Origin of the sequence: Pedobacter riviphilus (assembly GCF_014692875.1) — a bacterium.
In the GTDB taxonomy this organism is placed as follows: domain Bacteria; phylum Bacteroidota; class Bacteroidia; order Sphingobacteriales; family Sphingobacteriaceae; genus Pedobacter; species Pedobacter riviphilus.
In genome coordinates this window covers 3,785,413-3,802,490 of the sequence record NZ_CP061171.1, presented here as the reverse complement: position 1 = coordinate 3,802,490, position 17,078 = coordinate 3,785,413, and the positions used below count along the sequence as shown (strand labels likewise).

At 38.0% G+C, this 17,078-nt stretch carries 12 protein-coding genes and 2 pseudogenes; 12 read left to right on the top strand and 2 right to left on the bottom strand.

All coding sequences use genetic code 11. The features are described 5' to 3' along the window. Nucleotides 1-124 precede the first annotated feature (124 nt). Nucleotides 125-2,103 (top strand): annotated as a pseudogene (gene ispG, locus H9N25_RS15535) ((E)-4-hydroxy-3-methylbut-2-enyl-diphosphate synthase). 201 nt (nt 2,104-2,304) lie between these two features. After that, nucleotides 2,305-3,579 carry a mechanosensitive ion channel family protein gene (locus H9N25_RS15530; protein ID WP_190326477.1) on the top strand — a complete coding sequence of 425 codons (1,275 nt, stop codon included), beginning with the start codon at nt 2,305-2,307 and terminating at the stop codon, nt 3,577-3,579. Nucleotides 3,580-3,590: 11 nt separating this feature from the next. Here the strand turns inward: H9N25_RS15530 and H9N25_RS15525 are convergent, their stop codons facing one another. Both H9N25_RS15525 and H9N25_RS15520 read right to left on the bottom strand, forming a co-directional pair. Next, entirely contained in the window at nt 3,591-4,124 is a 534-nt protein-coding gene (locus H9N25_RS15525) for a hypothetical protein (RefSeq protein ID WP_190326476.1), read from the bottom strand. Between the two features lie 27 nt (nt 4,125-4,151). After that, nucleotides 4,152-4,979, bottom strand: a complete 828-nt coding sequence (locus tag H9N25_RS15520) for an alpha/beta hydrolase family protein (RefSeq protein WP_167296856.1) — start codon at nt 4,977-4,979, stop codon at nt 4,152-4,154. A 611-nt stretch (nt 4,980-5,590) separates the two neighbouring features. Between H9N25_RS15520 and hemA the strand changes: the two genes are divergently transcribed. The 10 genes and pseudogenes from hemA to H9N25_RS15470 all read left to right on the top strand — a co-directional run bounded on the left by hemA (nt 5,591) and on the right by H9N25_RS15470 (nt 16,908). Next, on the top strand, nt 5,591-6,817 hold the full coding sequence (hemA, locus tag H9N25_RS15515; RefSeq protein WP_167296855.1) for a glutamyl-tRNA reductase: 1,227 nt from the start codon (nt 5,591-5,593) through the stop codon (nt 6,815-6,817). A gap of 391 nt (nt 6,818-7,208) precedes the next feature. Continuing rightward, nucleotides 7,209-8,789, top strand: a complete 1,581-nt coding sequence (hemC, locus tag H9N25_RS15510) for a hydroxymethylbilane synthase (RefSeq protein WP_190326475.1) — start codon at nt 7,209-7,211, stop codon at nt 8,787-8,789. Between the two features lie 198 nt (nt 8,790-8,987). Beyond that, nucleotides 8,988-9,956, top strand: coding sequence for a porphobilinogen synthase (gene hemB, locus H9N25_RS15505; RefSeq protein WP_190326474.1), 969 nt, complete (start codon nt 8,988-8,990; stop codon nt 9,954-9,956). A gap of 89 nt (nt 9,957-10,045) precedes the next feature. Next, a pseudogene (gene hemL, locus H9N25_RS15500) lies at nt 10,046-11,415 on the top strand (glutamate-1-semialdehyde 2,1-aminomutase). Nucleotides 11,416-11,496: 81 nt separating this feature from the next. Next, nucleotides 11,497-12,363 (top strand): sensor histidine kinase, encoded by an 867-nt coding sequence (locus tag H9N25_RS15495; RefSeq protein ID WP_190326473.1) that lies wholly within the window; start codon nt 11,497-11,499, stop codon nt 12,361-12,363. An 8-nt stretch (nt 12,364-12,371) separates the two neighbouring features. Next, on the top strand, nt 12,372-13,076 hold the full coding sequence (locus H9N25_RS15490; protein ID WP_025146905.1) for a response regulator transcription factor: 705 nt from the start codon (nt 12,372-12,374) through the stop codon (nt 13,074-13,076). After that, on the top strand, nt 13,076-13,591 hold the full coding sequence (locus tag H9N25_RS15485; RefSeq protein WP_167296852.1) for a hypothetical protein: 516 nt from the start codon (nt 13,076-13,078) through the stop codon (nt 13,589-13,591). Before H9N25_RS15490 ends, H9N25_RS15485 begins: the two co-directional genes overlap by 1 nt. 201 nt (nt 13,592-13,792) lie before the next feature. Beyond that, the gene (hemE, locus tag H9N25_RS15480) at nt 13,793-14,818 is read left to right on the top strand and encodes a uroporphyrinogen decarboxylase (protein ID WP_190326472.1); all 1,026 of its coding nucleotides are present in this window, start codon (nt 13,793-13,795) and stop codon (nt 14,816-14,818) included. Between the two features lie 183 nt (nt 14,819-15,001). Continuing rightward, nucleotides 15,002-15,562, top strand: a complete 561-nt coding sequence (locus tag H9N25_RS15475; protein WP_167296850.1) for a CopD family protein — start codon at nt 15,002-15,004, stop codon at nt 15,560-15,562. 188 nt (nt 15,563-15,750) lie between these two features. Continuing rightward, nucleotides 15,751-16,908, top strand: coding sequence for a hypothetical protein (locus tag H9N25_RS15470; protein WP_190326471.1), 1,158 nt, complete (start codon nt 15,751-15,753; stop codon nt 16,906-16,908). Nucleotides 16,909-17,078 lie beyond the last annotated feature (170 nt).

The window sequence follows — 17,078 nt, the reverse complement described above, 5'->3', positions numbered from 1 at the left end:
GCATTTCCCAGGTACTGCTGCCCTTCCGTTTCCAAAAAAAATCAAATTATTCCTTTATAATCAACCGATTTAATTACAACATTACAACATCAAAAATTCCAACAATCCTTATCTTTGCCGGTAGATGGAAAATATATTGGCAAAACATGATCTGGCTGGCGGATATTGTAACAGTTTAACCGCTTATTCAAGGTATTTAACCCGAGAAGTTAACATAGGTGATATTGCTTTAGGTGGGCACAATCCGATCCGGATTCAATCGATGACAACCACCGATACCATGGATACTTTGGGTACTGTAGCGCAGACGATCCGCATGGTAGAATCTGGCTGCGAATATGTTCGTATCACTGCACCAAGCATTAAAGAAGCCGAAAATCTGGCCAATATTAAAAAAGAACTACGTTTCCGAGGTTACCATGTGCCATTAATTGCCGATATCCATTTTACACCTAATGCGGCAGAAATGGCTGCGCGTATTGTAGAAAAAGTAAGGGTTAACCCTGGCAATTATGCAGATAAAAAGAAATTCGAGAATATAGAATATACACAGGATGCTTACAATGCAGAGTTAAGCCGGATTTACAAAAAGTTTATCCCTCTAGTTAAAATCTGTAAAGAGTACGGCACGGCCATGCGCATTGGTACAAACCACGGATCGCTTTCCGACCGGATTATGAGCCATTATGGCGATACTCCCCGCGGAATGGTTGAATCGGCAATGGAGTTTATCCGCATGTGCGAAGACCAGAATTACTATAATCTGGTGATCTCGATGAAAGCCAGTAATACCCAGGTAATGGTTCAAGCCTATCGCTTGCTGGTAGAAACCATGGCTAAAGAGGGGATGAATTATCCTTTGCATTTAGGCGTTACCGAAGCCGGTGATGGAGAAGATGGCCGCATTAAATCAGCCGTTGGTATTGGAACTTTATTAGAAGATGGACTAGGCGATACCATCCGTGTTTCGTTAACCGAAGATCCTGAATTTGAAGCACCTGTAGCTAAAGCCCTGGCAGATCGTTATGCTTTAAGAAGTCCGAAGTCCGAAGTCGGAAGTCAAGAGTCGATTAATCTACGGTCCACAACCCATGCCCTCCGCTCAACATATAGTCCTTACGAGTACAACCGCCGTATCACCACACCTGTACAACATATCGGGGGCATCACCACCCAGTAGTAATGATCGATGTTTCTAAAGAAAATTTAAAAGATCCTTACTTTTTAAGTTCAGTTGGTTACCATTACAGTGCAGGTTTAGATAAATATAATTTGGCCGATCAGGCTTGCGATTTAGCCTTCTTGGGTGATAATTTACCATCGTTCTCTTTCCCTGGAAATTTAAAACAAGTTTACAACTACCAAACATGGCTAAAACTTAACGATAAAAACAACTGTCACCCTTTATATACGCTTGCAGAATATGGTTCTGCGGAGATTAAAGACGAATTTTTGAATTTCGTACAGATTAATTCAAAACAATTTAGCAATGCAACAATTGCACAATTGGATAACACGGTTGTTCTAATCCTCGAAACCAGTGCAACACACGGAATGGCCGAACAAAGAGCCTTTTTTGTTGCTCTACAGGAGGAAAACATCCAGATTCCGGTTATTATAAAAAGAACTTACCAGGATGTTGATGCCGATCATTTAATGCTTTACGCTGCAACCGATATTGGCGCTTTATTTACCGATGGCTTTGGAGATGGTGTGTGGATTGATGCACAAGGTCAAAACCTTTCGTTGATTAATGCTACCAGTTTTGGGATTTTACAGGCTACACGTACACGTATTAGTAAAACAGAATATATTTCTTGCCCAAGTTGTGGAAGAACACTTTTCGATCTACAAGAAACCACTCAATTAATCCGTTCACGTACCGACCATTTAAAAGGGATAAAAATCGGTATCATGGGCTGTATAGTTAACGGTCCAGGCGAAATGGCCGATGCCGATTACGGTTATGTAGGCACCGGGCCTGATAAAATTACTTTATACCGCGGTAAAGAAGTAGTAAAGAAAAACGTAACTACCGCTTATGCCTTAGACGAACTGATCGATATCATTAAAGACGACGGCAACTGGGTAGAAAAGGTTTAAAATGCGTGCAGTAGGTTTGTGTCCTCTCATCCTTGGTCTGTGTCCTCACAGATCGGTATAAATGTTTTAATCAACTTATTTTTACTTTCGGTCTGTGATGACACAGACCAAGGAGTTAGGCTAATGGTTTGTGTCTCACAAACCATTTTGCTTTATTTAGCGACATTTAATTTTCTGATCAATAAATCCTAAATTGCCTTAATGAACATCCCGGAGTTTCAATCCCTGTTTAACGAACTCAGAAACTGGCTTGCTGGCAAAGGTCTTGCTGGTGGCGAGCTCGTTTATGCTTACTTTTTTATCGGGCTGCTTGGTGTTATTTTATTTCTGTTCATCACCATATTTTTAACGCGACAGCTTTTTATCGGTGTGGTAAAAAGTGCAAAGACAAAATCCGACTGGCAGAAAGCGCTGTTCGAATTCCGTGTTTTCAGGGCATTTGCATTAATATTTGGGGCTTATATTATTTACAACGCTGTTCCTTACCTTTTTATCGATTTTAAAAACGGGTTATTTTATGCCTTAATTTTTGCTAAAATCTACATGGTTTTAGCAGTAATGTTTGCTGTAAATGCATTTCTGAATGCTTTGGTATCCATCATGGAAACATCAAAGAAATACGCCGATAAACCCATTAGAAGTTACAAACAGGTAGCTAAAATTGTTTTTTATATTGTTGGTTTTGTGCTCATCCTGTCGATTATTCTTGGCGAATCGCCGCTGTATGTCTTCGGTGGTTTTGGTGCAGTTACTGCTGTGTTTATTCTGGTTTTTAGAGATCCGATTTTAGGTTTTGTAGCTTCTGTACAAATGAGTGCAATTGATCTGGTTAGGGTAGGAGATTGGATTACCGTAGAGAAATATGGTGCCGATGGTGAAGTAACTGAAATAAATTTAACTACCATTAAAGTGCGAAACTGGGATAAAACCGTAACCATTGTACCAAGTTATGCCATTGTGAGCGAATCGTTTAAAAACTGGCGCGCTATGGAAGAAAGTGAGGGCAGGAGGATTAAACGACATATTAATATCAAGATTTCGAGTATTAAATTCTGTGATGAAGAGCTGATTGGAAGACTACAGAGTATCGATTTTTTGAAGGATTACCTTAAAGAAACACAACAATTTATAGAACGTTATAATGCCGAAAATACGGTGAATCCCAATAATTTGGTTAACGGCCGCCACATGACCAACATCGGAACTTTTAGGGTTTATGCGGAAAAATACCTCGAAAGCAATCCACACATTAACAAGGAACTCACCTTTATGGTGCGCCAGTTACAGGCCACTGAAAACGGATTGCCGATTGAGATTTATGTATTCTCGAAAGAAAAAGGATTAAAGCGTTTCGAAGAAGTTGCCGCTGATATTTTTGATCATTTGTTAGCTGCGGTACCCTATTTCGATCTGGAGATTTTTCAAAGCCCTAGCGGCAGCGATATGCGAAATTTTGTAAGGAGAGGGGATGATTAATATTGAAAAAATTAGAACTCCCATAAATAATGTGCACCAAAGTAGTTTCTTAGGAAAACCAAAGAAATGATAATCAAAAAGACTAAAATTCCTTGGAGGGTAACGTTTTGTGCTAGTTTACTGTTAAAATAAAGAATTATCGCTAGAAAAACACCTAAAGTACTGGTAACTAATCCAAAAAAATCATCTTTAAAAAACCGGGTTTTACCAACAATAATTACATGAGGTTTCCGCAAGCCATAATATAAGATAATGCCGGTTATTTTGGATCTATAGATTAACAACGAATCATTCTCGTTTATAATATTAAAAAGCTGGGCCGAGATCCTGTATTTTTTATTGGAGGTTTGAACACTAAAAATACGTTCTTTTCCGTTTTTGGAGCGATAGCCTTCAGAATCATTAATAAATTCAGCATTTGATTTTACAGGCGAAAAATTGCTGTCAAGAAAAATAATAAAACAGAAAAATAATATTAATCCAATCAAGATCTTCTTAAATATAGTTTGATTGAAGCTTGAGAGGCTGATTTTATCTTGAGCCATAATTTATGATAGCCCAAGATAATTAATTTATACTTCATTTATAAAAGTGATTACCTTTTCGCAAACCTTAAATAAAAGTGGTGGTAAAGTCTCGCTAGTATAAGGTTGCGTTGCCCCATAAACATGATTGGCACCTTCAATTTTAACCAATCTGCTACCGGAGTTGGCCTCTGCCAGGGTTTGTGCAGTTTCGAAAGGAACATTTACATCATCATCGCCATGGATAATCAACCACGGAATATTTACCCGTTTTGCTGCTTCTAAAATATTCAATGTTGCTGTATTTTCTTCAAAATCTTCCAACAAGGTTACGTTTAAAGGCATTTGCTCTTTTGTGCGGGCATTGGTAACGAATATTTTGCCGGTTTTTTTCCATTCAGCTTCCTGTTCTTTTTTCCAAAGGCTGCTAAAATCGCCAATGGCACTCCAGGTAATCAGTTTGTTAATCCTTAAATCGTTTGCGGCTTCTATAATGGATAATCCGCCACCGCGGCTATGGCCGATCAGGTTCACCTTCGTGTTTTTACCGTATGCTTTTTCAATAAAATCGAGTACAGCGTTTAAATCAAAAAGTTCTTTCGATACAGTATTGCTGGCAAAGGCATCCATATCGGTCACATCTATTGGGTTATTAACCGGCACACCACTATGCGATAAATTGAACTTAATGTAACGGTAACCATTGCTGGCAAAATGTCTGGCTACTAAATTGTGCGCCCCCCAATCTTTAAAGCCTTTAAAGCCATGGACAAAAAGTATGATAGGTGTGTTGGGATTTTTCTCATCGAAAGTGATGTCGCCGATAATTAATTTTCCGTCAGCACCACTAAGGCTAAAATTGCTTTGTGTAATCATAATTTAAAGGAATTGGTTTAAAATATAAACCTACGAAATCTAATTTTGTTGTGGTGTTTGAGGTTTAGAATAGGGAAATATTAATCACAACCCCTATTAAATAGCCCTGATGGAAATGGAAATCCCTTTTGGAATAGTTAAATTGTTATTTAGGGATGTTATCCAAAAGGATTGGAATGTACAGCAAGACGGAGCCTTTCCCAATAGCACTGTTACTGCGCTTCAAAAGCACATATATTATTTAATCAATAAATAACGACTGAAAAGTGATCAACATCAGGATAAATCAATAAAAAAAAGCCAAAAAACAATCTCCAATATCCCCAAAAAATAAATTAAAAAGCCAGGTGCAGGCAACCATTTTGGCATAATTACGTATTATACTGCAGTGGACAAAAAAGTGGTTACACCCTGCTAGAACGTAAAATAGGAACATAATCTAAAGAAAATTATGCTGATTGGTTTGCTAACGTAAATCGATGAGGTTTGATTTAATCTTTAAATCCTTTATTTAAAACCGTTCTAAATTGATGTAAATTACAGGTTAATGACAGTCACATGCATTCACCATGTTACTTTTGTATCCCGATAATAGTTAATAACGGAAGCACTTGGAATATTTAAAAGTAATAGCTTTTACGCATCACCACATCGACCTGAAATCTTTAGGGAAATTAGTTATATGTGATCAGAGTTTAGATAGCAGGTTGAAGAATGTTCAAGCAGAGCTTCCCGTTAGCGAAATTTTCTATATCGGAACCTGTAACCGTGTGGAGTTTGTTTTCCTTACTAAAGAGAAAACCGACAAGGAATTTGTAACCAGATTTCTTACCGTTTTAGACATGGGCCTGCCTCCTGAATTTATGGAGCGCTTTCTGGATAATGTTACCGTATACGAAAACGAAGAAGCTTTTAACCATTTACTCAGAACATCGTGTTCTTTAGAGAGTTTGGTGGTTGGCGAAAAAGAAATTCTTGCCCAGATCCGTAAAGCTTACGAAAACTGTCGCGATGCAGGTTTTACTGGCGATTACATGCGTATGATTATGGATCGTGTGGTTAAAACCGCAAAAGAAGTTTATACGCATACCAATATTTCGAAAAATCCTGTTTCTGTTGTTTCATTGGCCTACCGCAAGCTAAAAGAGTTAAATATGTGTGGCAATTCACGTATCTTGATTATCGGCGCTGGCGAAACCAATCAGAACATTGCAAAGTACCTCAACAAACATAAATACTCCAATTTCTCGATTTTTAACCGTACGTTTTCTAAGGCTGAATCTTTGGCAGAAGAACTAGGTGGCAAGGCTTATCCTTTAGCAGCACTTGAAGATTTTAATGAAGGATTTGATGTAATCATTACCTGTACTGGCTCAACCGAGGCAATTATTAACGAAGCTTTATACGCTAAACTTTTAAATGGCGATCAGGGCAAAAAGGTAATTGTAGATTTGGCCATTCCGAATGATGTTATACCTGCAGTAATTCATAACAATCCTGTACATTATATTGAGGTAGAATCGCTAAAAGAGGTAGCACGCAAAAATATCCAGGAACGTTATAACGAACTGGTGCATGCCGAAGAAATTATCAGCAACAACATTACCGAATTTTTCTCTGTTTTAAAACAACGCCGTATCGAACTGGCCATGCAAGAAGTGCCAAGAAAGATTAAAGAAATCAAAAATACAGCTATAAATGGCGTGTTTGCCGATGAAATTAGCCAGATGGATGAAGCCTCACGCGAAGTTTTAGAACGTGTAATGAATTACATGGAGAAAAAATACATCAGCGTTCCGATGGTAATGGCAAAAGAAATTCTGGTAAATCAATCTTAATTTTACCGCAAAGATCGCCATCTTGTTATACTGAACGCCGTGAAGAATCTTTGTTTTTCTAGATAAATCCCGAAGCCAATTCCCTTGTCGTCCTGCTGAACTTGTTTCAGTATCTTTCATGCAACCAACTTAATGGACTTACATTCTTTATATGGTTCAATCACCAGCTAACATATCATAGTGAAGTCAGGTATTATCATCTGACTTATAGTATATCTAAAAGGATCAGGTGTAAGATGGTAACACATCTACACCACGTTATACTTTCATGTCGTAAATGTCACAGAAATCCTTTAAATTCCCTATTCTGTAACCTCACTGTCTCATTTTTAAACAATTCATGGTATAAACCACTAATTAAATTAAATTTGCAACTCATTTAACCTTTATAGTGAAGAAATTAACCATTGGAACACGCGGTAGCGACCTGGCTTTATGGCAAGCAAATCATATAAAAGATGAATTGGCTGCAATTGGAATAGAAGCAGAAATAAAAATCATTAAAACGCAGGGCGATAAAATCCTGAATTTAAGATTGGACAAACTGGAAGGCAAGGGCTTTTTTACCAAAGAACTGGAAGAAGAGCTTTTGGGTGGAACAATTGATCTGGCTGTACATTGCCTTAAAGATTTACCTACTACGCATCCCGAGGGATTAATTATCGCTGCTTTACCACCGCGGGAGGAAGCAAGTGAATATCTTTTGATTTTAAAAGATTGTGTAGATGTTTCGCAGAAGCTATCGCTAAAAAAAGGTGCAATGGTTGGCACTTCATCTAACCGACGTAAAGCGCAGTTACTGGGCTTACGCCCGGATTTAGAGGTTGAAGATTTACGCGGAAATGTACCCACCCGTATCCAAAAACTCCGTGATGAAGATTACGATGCCATCTTAATCGCAAAAGCAGGTGTTAAGCGTTTAAATCTTGATGTGAGCGATTTACATGTGGAAGAATTGGAAACCACTGAGTTTATCCCGGCACCTGCACAAGGCGCTTTGGCTATTCAGATCAGGGAAAATGATACCGAGCTTTTTGATGCATTGCAAAAACTGCACGATCTGGATACTGCAGAGACCGTAACTGTAGAACGTAAGGTGTTAAACCTTTTCGAAGGGGGGTGCCACATGCCTTTAGGCTGTTATTGCAAGAAGGAAAACGGGAAATTCGAAATATGGACTTCGAAAGCAGAAACTGCAGAAGATTTTCCTGAGCGTTTGTTTTTACGTGCAGACAGTACCGAAGGTTTGGCAGAAAAAATTGTTGACAAGTTTAATAAAGACAGAAAGAAACCGGCAAAGGTTTTCATCTCGCGTGAAATTGGTGAGCACAGTTATTTCCGAAGGGCATTAGAAAATAATAATATTGAAATAGAAGGACGTTCGTTAATCCGTACGTTTCCAATAGTAACTGTTTTAGATCAGTTTATCTTAAGACATGTAGACTGGGTTTTCTTCAGTAGCCGCAATAGTGTCGAGTATTTTTTCAACTTAAAACCTGTACTGCCTAAGAAAACTAAATTTGGTGTAGTGGGAAGAGGTTCGGAAGATGCCTTGCGTAAATTCGGGCATATTGCCGATTTTGTTGGTGAGAGTGGCGATATTACCGAAGTTGCAGAAGATTTTGCACAATTGGTAGGTGGTCAGCAGGTATTGTTTCCAAGAGCACAGGATTCTTTGCAGTCGATTCAAAAATCGTTACCAGCTGATGCTAAAATAATCGATCTGCCGATTTACGAAACTGTAATCGAAGATGATATAGACCAGAGTTATGCCGATGTGCTCATTTTTACCAGTCCATCAAATGTTGATGCCTATTTCGCTGATAATTTATTGGAGCCAGGCCAACAGGTAATTGCTATTGGAAACTCTACTGGTAAGAAATTTGATGAAATGGGCGTGAAGTATGCATTACCTTATTCGCCTGATGAAATTGGACTAGCTGAGGCGGTGTTTGGGATTGAGATGAGATAAGGGTAGAAAGGTTTAGGGTGGAGGGCTTAGAGTTTAAGGTTTAAGATAATTAAGTCTTGATACCCGATACTATAATCTTGATACTAAATCTAAAATCTGTGTAATCCTAATCTGTGTAATCATCCGTAAAGAAAAAAGAAAATACTATAGTCTTGATACCCGATACTATGGTCTTGATACTAATACTTGATAATTAATATGTTAAATCGTCCGCGTAGATTAAGGAAAAACCCATTGGTGAGAGAGATGGTAGCCGAAACCCGGTTATCGAAAGATATGTTTGTGTACCCTTATTTTATTGTACCAGGCCATAATGTTACCCATGCCATTGATGCCATGCCTGGAGTAAACCATTTTTCGATTGATACCTTGGTGAAAGATGTTGAAGCTGGAATGAAAAAAGGGCTCAACAAAATTATGCTTTTTGGTGTAGGTGATGAAAAATCTGAAGATGCTAAGTCTGCTTATCATGTTCATTCCTTGGTTCCAACTGCAGTTCGTGAATTAAAAAAACAATTCGGAGATGATTTATATGTAATTACCGATGTTTGCGTTTGTTCTTATACCACCCATGGCCATTGCGGTATTTTAGAGAACGATTATGTTCAAAACGATAAAACAGTTGAAGTAATTGCTAAAATGGCTTTAACGCATGCTGAAGCTGGTGCTGATATGTTTGCTCCGTCTGATATGATGGACGGAAGGATTGAAGCCATACGTAATCTCTTAGATGAAAACGGCTTCGTTAATGCGGCCATTATGAGCCATGCCACAAAATTTGCTTCTGCCTATTATGGCCCTTTTAGAGAGGCTGCAGACTGTGCACCAAGCAAGGGCGATAGAAAAGCTTATCAGATGGACTTCAGGAATCCTTTAGAGGCTTTACGCGAAGCCGCTTTGGATGAGCAAGAAGGTGCTGATGTTTTAATGGTGAAACCAGGTTTAGCCTATTTGGATATTATACAAAGATTAAAACAGGATACCAATTTACCAATTGCAGTTTACAACGTATCTGGCGAATACTCCATGGTAAAAGCAGCTGCCGAACGCGGCTGGATAGACGAACAAAAAGTAGTAATGGAAACCATGCATGCCTTTGCCCGCGCAGGCGCAAGTATTATTACCACTTACCATATAAAAGATATTTTAAATAATAACTGGATTTAGATAAGCTGAAAGCAAAAAGACCAAAGCCATTTTATAGTGCTTTACTTTTCGCTTTAAGCTTTAGTCTTTCAGCTTTAAGCTTAATAAAAATGTTAGATTCATTAAAGAAAATGTTTTCAGGCAACGAAGCCGATATTCCGGTAAATACAGGCAGTAAGCCTGATATTTCGAGGGTAAAATCTGCCGAACTGTACGAGAAATCAAAAACGTATTTCCCAGGTGGCGTAAACTCACCTGTAAGAGCTTTTAAATCTGTTTACGGTACACCACTTTTTATCGAAAAAGGTGATGGCTGCTATATATGGGATGCCGATGGCAATCAGTTTATCGATTTTTGCGGAAGCTGGGGACCGCTAATTTTGGGGCATAACAACCCTAAAATCCGCGAAAAAGTTACCGAGGTAATGCAGAATGGAATGAGCTTTGGTGCGCCAACAGCTTTGGAAAATGAATTGGCCGAACTGATTATCAAAAACAATCGTTTTGTGGAGAAAATCCGTTTTACGAGTTCTGGTACTGAAGCTGTAATGTCGGCAATACGTTTGGCAAGAGGTTTTACGGGTCGCGATAAAATTTTAAAGTTCGAAGGCTGTTACCACGGCCATAGCGATTCGCTTTTGGTTAAAGCAGGTTCTGGTTTGGTTACTTTTGGCGAAACTTCTTCTGCGGGTGTACCAAAATCTTTTGCCGAAGAAACCATTGTTGTTCCTTTAAATGATAAAACGGCCATAGAGCAGGCTTTTGCGCAGTTTAAAGATCAGATTGCTGCGGTAATTATAGAAGGTATTCCGGCAAATAATGGATTGATTATTCAAGATGAAGAATATATCCATTTCTTGCGTAAAATTTGTACCGATAACGGTTCTCTTTTAATTTTTGATGAAGTAATTACCGGATTTAGAGTTGGTTTTGAAGGTGCAGCGGCACATTATGGCGTTACACCAGATATTGTTACTTATGGCAAAATCATAGGTGGCGGATTGCCTGTTGGGATGTATGGTGCGTGCGCTGAAATTATGGCGCACATATCCCTGATGGTGGTGTTTATCAGGCAGGTACCTTATCTGGAAATCCGGTAGCCATGGCAGCAGGTATTGCAACCTTAACCGAATTGAGTAAATCTGGTTTTTATAAGGATCTGAATAATAAAGCACAAGAATTTGTGGCCAGCATTCAACGTTTTGCAACGGCGCGTAATTATAAATTTAAAGTATTTACCATTGGTTCTATCTTCTGGTTTGCTTTTACCGATAAAGATAAAATCCAATCTGCTGATGATATTGATGCCAATAGCATGGAGAAATTCAAAATTATGCACAGGGAGTTATTGAATAGAGGAATTTATTTAGGCCCATCAGGATATGAAGTTGGTTTCGTATCTTCAGCACATACGAAGATAGAATTGGAGAAAGCGAAACGTGCTATTTTTGAAGCATTAGATTTGGTTTTTAAGAAATAAGGCTTCTTTAAGCTAGGATGAGGGAAAACAATCTGTGAAATCCAAAAACCTGTGTAATCAACCCGAAGGAAAAATCGACGAATGAAGAAATCTATAATCATATTTTACGCATTATTGCTTTACGCACTTATTCAACTCATTTCATGGGGAACCTTGGTAGTGCGTTTGCAGCCCAGCCGCATGACGATGATTATGGGCGAAGGTTCGGTGTTTTTGTTTTTGCTCTGCATCGGTGGGTATTTCCTTCACCAATCGTTAAAACGTGAGGATAAGCTAAGGGAACAACAGCAGAACTTTTTGATGTCGATTACCCACGAGCTGAAATCGCCTTTGGCAGCGATAAAACTTTCTATCCAAACCATTGTTAAACGTGATTTGGATAAAGCACGCCAAACTTCATTGCTTAACAATTCGCTAAAAGATATTGAGCGTTTGGATGACCTGGTTGAAAATATGCTGTTGGCCACCAAGATTGAAAACCGTTCGTATACTTTTCCGAAGGAAGAATTTAACTTCTCCGAATTAGTGTATAAAATTACAGATAGGCTACAGGTTCATTCTTGTGGATGCGAGCAGATCATAAATGCTAAAATTCAGCCAAATTTGCAGATAGTAGGTGACAAATTTGCCTTATCGTCAGTAGTAACGAATTTAATTGAGAATGCGGTGAAGTATTCGAACCCATGTGATGAGATAAATGTGCATTTAAACAAGGTTGATGGGCATATTCAATTAAGTGTGATGGATCAGGGGCCAGGTATTTCAGATGCCGAAAAAATGTTGATATTTGATAAGTTTTACCGCGTTGGTAACGAGAATGTCAGAAAAGCGAAAGGAACAGGTTTAGGCTTGTTTATTGTGAAAGAGGTTTTACAATACCATGATGCAGATATTACAGTAAAAGACAATTTGCCTCGAGGAAGTATTTTTGAAGTAACATTTAGTTAATCTCAATTATGTCACAAAAATTAAGAATTCTATTGGTAGAAGACGAGGATCACTTGTTAGATGCTATCAAATTAAACCTTGAACTTGAGGGTTATAAAGTTCACGCCGTTAAAGACGGAAAAACCGCTCTTAAAATTTTTAAAGAAGAACGCTTTAATCTAATTATTTTAGATGTAATGTTGCCTGAGATGGATGGTTTCCAGGTTTGCGAAACAATCCGTTTAGAGAATGCAGAAGTTCCGATTATGTTTTTAACAGCTAAAAACACTTCAGAAGACCGTGTTTTAGGTTTGAAAAAAGGAGCTGACGATTATTTGGTTAAACCTTTCAACTTAGAAGAATTAATTCTTCGTGTTGGTATTTTGGTTAAACGCAGTTTAAAATCTGATGATTTAAAAGAATTGAATTCTTACAAAATCGGTGATAAAACAATCTATTTTAACTCTTTCGAACTGAAACATGATGATGGTACCATCACACCGTTAACGAAAAAAGAAACGATGTTGTTAAAACTGTTGATCGAGCGTAAAAACGATGCCGTTTCAAGAGAGCAGATTTTAGAAACGGTTTGGAATTATGATGTTTACCCATCAACCAGAACAATCGATAACTTTATTTTAACGTTCCGTAAGTATTTCGAACCAGATCAAAAAAATCCAGTTTATTTCCACTCTATCCGTGGGGTAGGCTATAAATTTACCGATAGTCATTAATGTACAATAATAAAGGCAGGTATGCTTTAATGGCCGTTTTTGTGCTGGCTGCGTTGGTTTGTATTTTTTATAATCAATACCAGTTGGCTGCTGTTTCAGGATTATTGTTTGCCTTTGTTGTTTGGAGTCATTTTAAGCACAGTTCGGTTTTAATGGCATCGAAGCATTTCAAAAATAACGAATTCGGTAAAACCAAAGCCTTATTGGCTGAGGTGGTTAAGCCAGAGCGCTTGGCTAAAAGCCGAAGGGGTTATTACGAATTCATGCAGGGCAATATGGCTTTGAAGGAAGAGGACTATGATAAGGCTGAGTATCATTTTCAGTTGGCAAGCCGCTTTCCCGTGGGAGGTAAAAATGAGAAATCGTACGTACTGATCCATTTGGCTAATCTGGCTTTGCGTAAGAAAGATAAAGAAAGGGCAGAAGCTTATACGAAATTGGCCAAAGAACTTGCCGAAACGCAACGCTCGAAAGACATTATCGTTAAAATTGAAAAGGAAATAAGCAAGTTATAATATTAATATTGTCATTTTGAACAAACGAAGCACCAGTTTTTGATAAAAAGGTACTTCGTTTTTTTTTTATTTATACCTTTGCGCAATTAAAAATTTAGGCAGCCCGTCATCCTGTCCCGAACGTTCGGGATCAGGATCTAACTAAAGAAAGATGCTGAAATAAATTCAGCATGACGCGTAGTGAGACAGCAAATACAAATCATGAAGAATAACTTATTTTTAGACGCAGCATTTTCAAAACAAACTGAACGCCCACCAGTATGGATGATGCGTCAGGCAGGTCGTTTTATGCCACAATATTGGGAAATTAAAAACAAATACTCTTTTTTAGAGATGTGTAAAAACCCAGAAATTGCTGCAGATGTGACCATGTTACCAGTTGATTTGCTGGATATTGATGCCGCGATTTTATTCTGTGATATTCTGGTAACCGGAGAGGCTATGGGTGGCGATTTGAGTTTTACTCAGGGTGTTGGACCTAAGTTTGCAAATCCGGTACGTACCGCTAAAGACATTGAAAACTTAAATGTTGATTGTTTGGATGAATTGCAATACGTTGCCGATGCGATTAAAGTGATTCAACAACGATTGGATAGCAGAATCCCATTGATCGGTTTCGCAGGTGCGCCATTTACCGTAATGAGTTATTTAATTGAAGGAGGTTCATCTAAAGATTTTAAATTAACCAAACTCTTTATACACAACCAACCAGAGCTAGCGCATAAACTTTTAGCTAAAATTGCTAAAGTAACAGCTGACTACCTGAATCTTCAGATTGCTGCTGGTGTTAACGCTGTTCAGATTTTTGATAGTTGGGCACTTGCTTTATCATGGAATGATTACCAGGAGTTTTCTCACCGTTATATTCAGGAAATCATTGCTAACTTAAACAGAAAAGATATTCCGGTGATTTCTTTCTGTAAAGGAAGTTCGGTTTTTGCTCCGATTATGGCAGAGGCCAAACCAGATGTAATTTCGGTTGACTGGAATGCTGATTTATTGAACATTAAAAATGCTTTACCAAAGGGTATTGCCGTGCAAGGGAATTTAGATCCACATATTTTATATGCCGATAAAGCGGTAATTAAAGCACAGATCCATAAGTTATTCGAACGTATGCGTGGTACTGAAGGATTTATCTTTAACTTAGGTCATGGTATTATGCCAGATATTCCTTTCGATAATGTGAAGTACGCAATTGAGGTTGTTAAAGAATTTAGGTATTAAACTAAATTCAATTAATATTAAAACGATGCGTCACCCTGAATTCATTTCAGGGTCTTTTTGAGTAAAAGATGCTGAAACAAGTTCAGCATGACGTTGAGTATAATTTTGAAACGTTAAAATGTAACTTGCAGTTAAGTATTAATTAAAAATAATATCATTGAGCCCTGTTCAATATAATCTGGTATGATAGAAACCTTATTGCCATATTACCACTATTTTCTTGCAGTACACATTGTATTTGTAATTAGCTGGATGGCGGGATTGTTTTATATCCTTAGTCTTTTTATCTACCACACAGAAGCAAACGATAAACCTGAACCTGAAAAAAGTATCCTTCAGAAACAGTTTGTTAAAATGGAGGCTACTTTATGGAAAATTATTGCTACCCCGGCCATGATCATTTCGGTTTTGGCGGGTGCATCCATGTTAACTTTAAACTCGGATTTGCTTCAAGCCGATTGGATGTGGGTTAAGCTGGGTTTTGTTATTGGTTTGCTTATCTATCATTTCATCTGCCAAAACATCGTTAAACAGCTTAAAAATAATCAATACAAGCTAACAAGCTTTCAGTTGAGGTTATGGCGAGAGCTGGCTACCATTTTTATGATTGCCATTGTATTCGTGGTCATCCTTAAAAGTGCCATTAACTGGATTTACGGTTTAATTGGTATAATGGGCGTGGCGATGGCCATTATGATTGCAGTTAAGCTGTATAAGAACTATCGTAAAAAACATGGGGAATAATCTTCGCCACAAAGTGGCCAAGAATGTTATTTAAGAAAACTTTGTGTTCTTTGTGCCTTGGTGGTGCTCAACCTATATTCACTTTGTTTCCTTTGCGTAAACTTGCACCGACTTCTTGATACTTGATACCCTGTCCTTGATAATTTAATAAAAAACTATTCTAAATTTGGGCGATAAAATCCAAGCCCATGTCTACAAATACAGGTCTGAAAAAGGCCTTACTCTTACTACCATTTCTTTTTAGTGTTTATTTCGCTTCGGCTCAGTTTAATCAATTGGCTTTTGAAAACCGGATCCGGCCAGATAGCAGCTTAACCAATGAGGTTCACTTTAATTTTTATAATTTAAACTACGTTCGCAATTACGAGTATACTAACGATTTTCATGATGGTTACACTTATTATGGAACACAGTTGCAGCCGCAAATCGTTTACTACGCACATCCAAATCTGGCCATCACTGCTGGTGCATTTATCAGAAAGGATTTTGGCAGGAACGGGATTTCTGATGCGAAACCATTGTTCAGCGTAAAATACCATAAGCGGAATCTCACTTTGATTTTTGGTAGTTTAGAAGGTAACATCCAGCATAAATATATCGAACCTTTATACGATTTCGAAAGAATAATAACTACACCAATTGAGTATGGTACGCAGTTATTGGTGGAACGTAAGAAATTTACTTTGGATGCCTGGATTGCCTGGCAGAAAATGATTTACAAGGGTGATCCGACCAAAGAAGAAATTATTGGAGGTTTATCTACTGAAAGTACTATTGCTGAAGGAAATGGCTGGAAATTTAGTTTGCCTGCCCAATTTTTGGCTTTCCATCAAGGTGGACAAATTGATGTGCTTAAAGAAATTCCGATTACCACCATGTTTAACGGTGCAACAGGTTTAAAACTTCATAAGGAAATTAACACCAATATTAAACAGGTATATACCGATAACTATATTGCGGTGTATAAAGATTTTTCACCTGATAAAAGAAGAGCTTACCAAGGTGGCTTTGGTTTATGGTTAAATGCGGGTGTAGAAAGTAAATGGGGCAGTTTGGTGGCTTCTTACTGGAAAGGCAATAACTTTATTTCGATTAAAGGTATGCCGCTTTATGAATCGGTTTCAGATAACCTGTACAGTCCAGGTTTGAAGCAGAGTGCTAGAAACATTGTTTCGTTGCGTTATGCATACCAAAAAGAACTGATTCCACACTTTTATCTTGATGTACGTTTCGAACCGCATATCGATCTCGATCATACCGATAAACAACTTCAGTTTAACCACTCGTTTTTCTTGACCTATAAACAGGATTTTAAATTATTTAAGGTGAAGAAGAGTGAGCAGTAAAAGATGTAAGGTTTAGGCTGGTTAAACTCATAAAATTTCAAACCCCATAGGTTTCAAAAACCTGCGGGGTTTATTGTTTTTAAGCCACTGGCCTATGTTCCTAAACCCGATAGCAGCGAAAATACGAAGGTGAGGAACGAGCCGAGGCTTTAAAGCGAATGGCTCCAAAG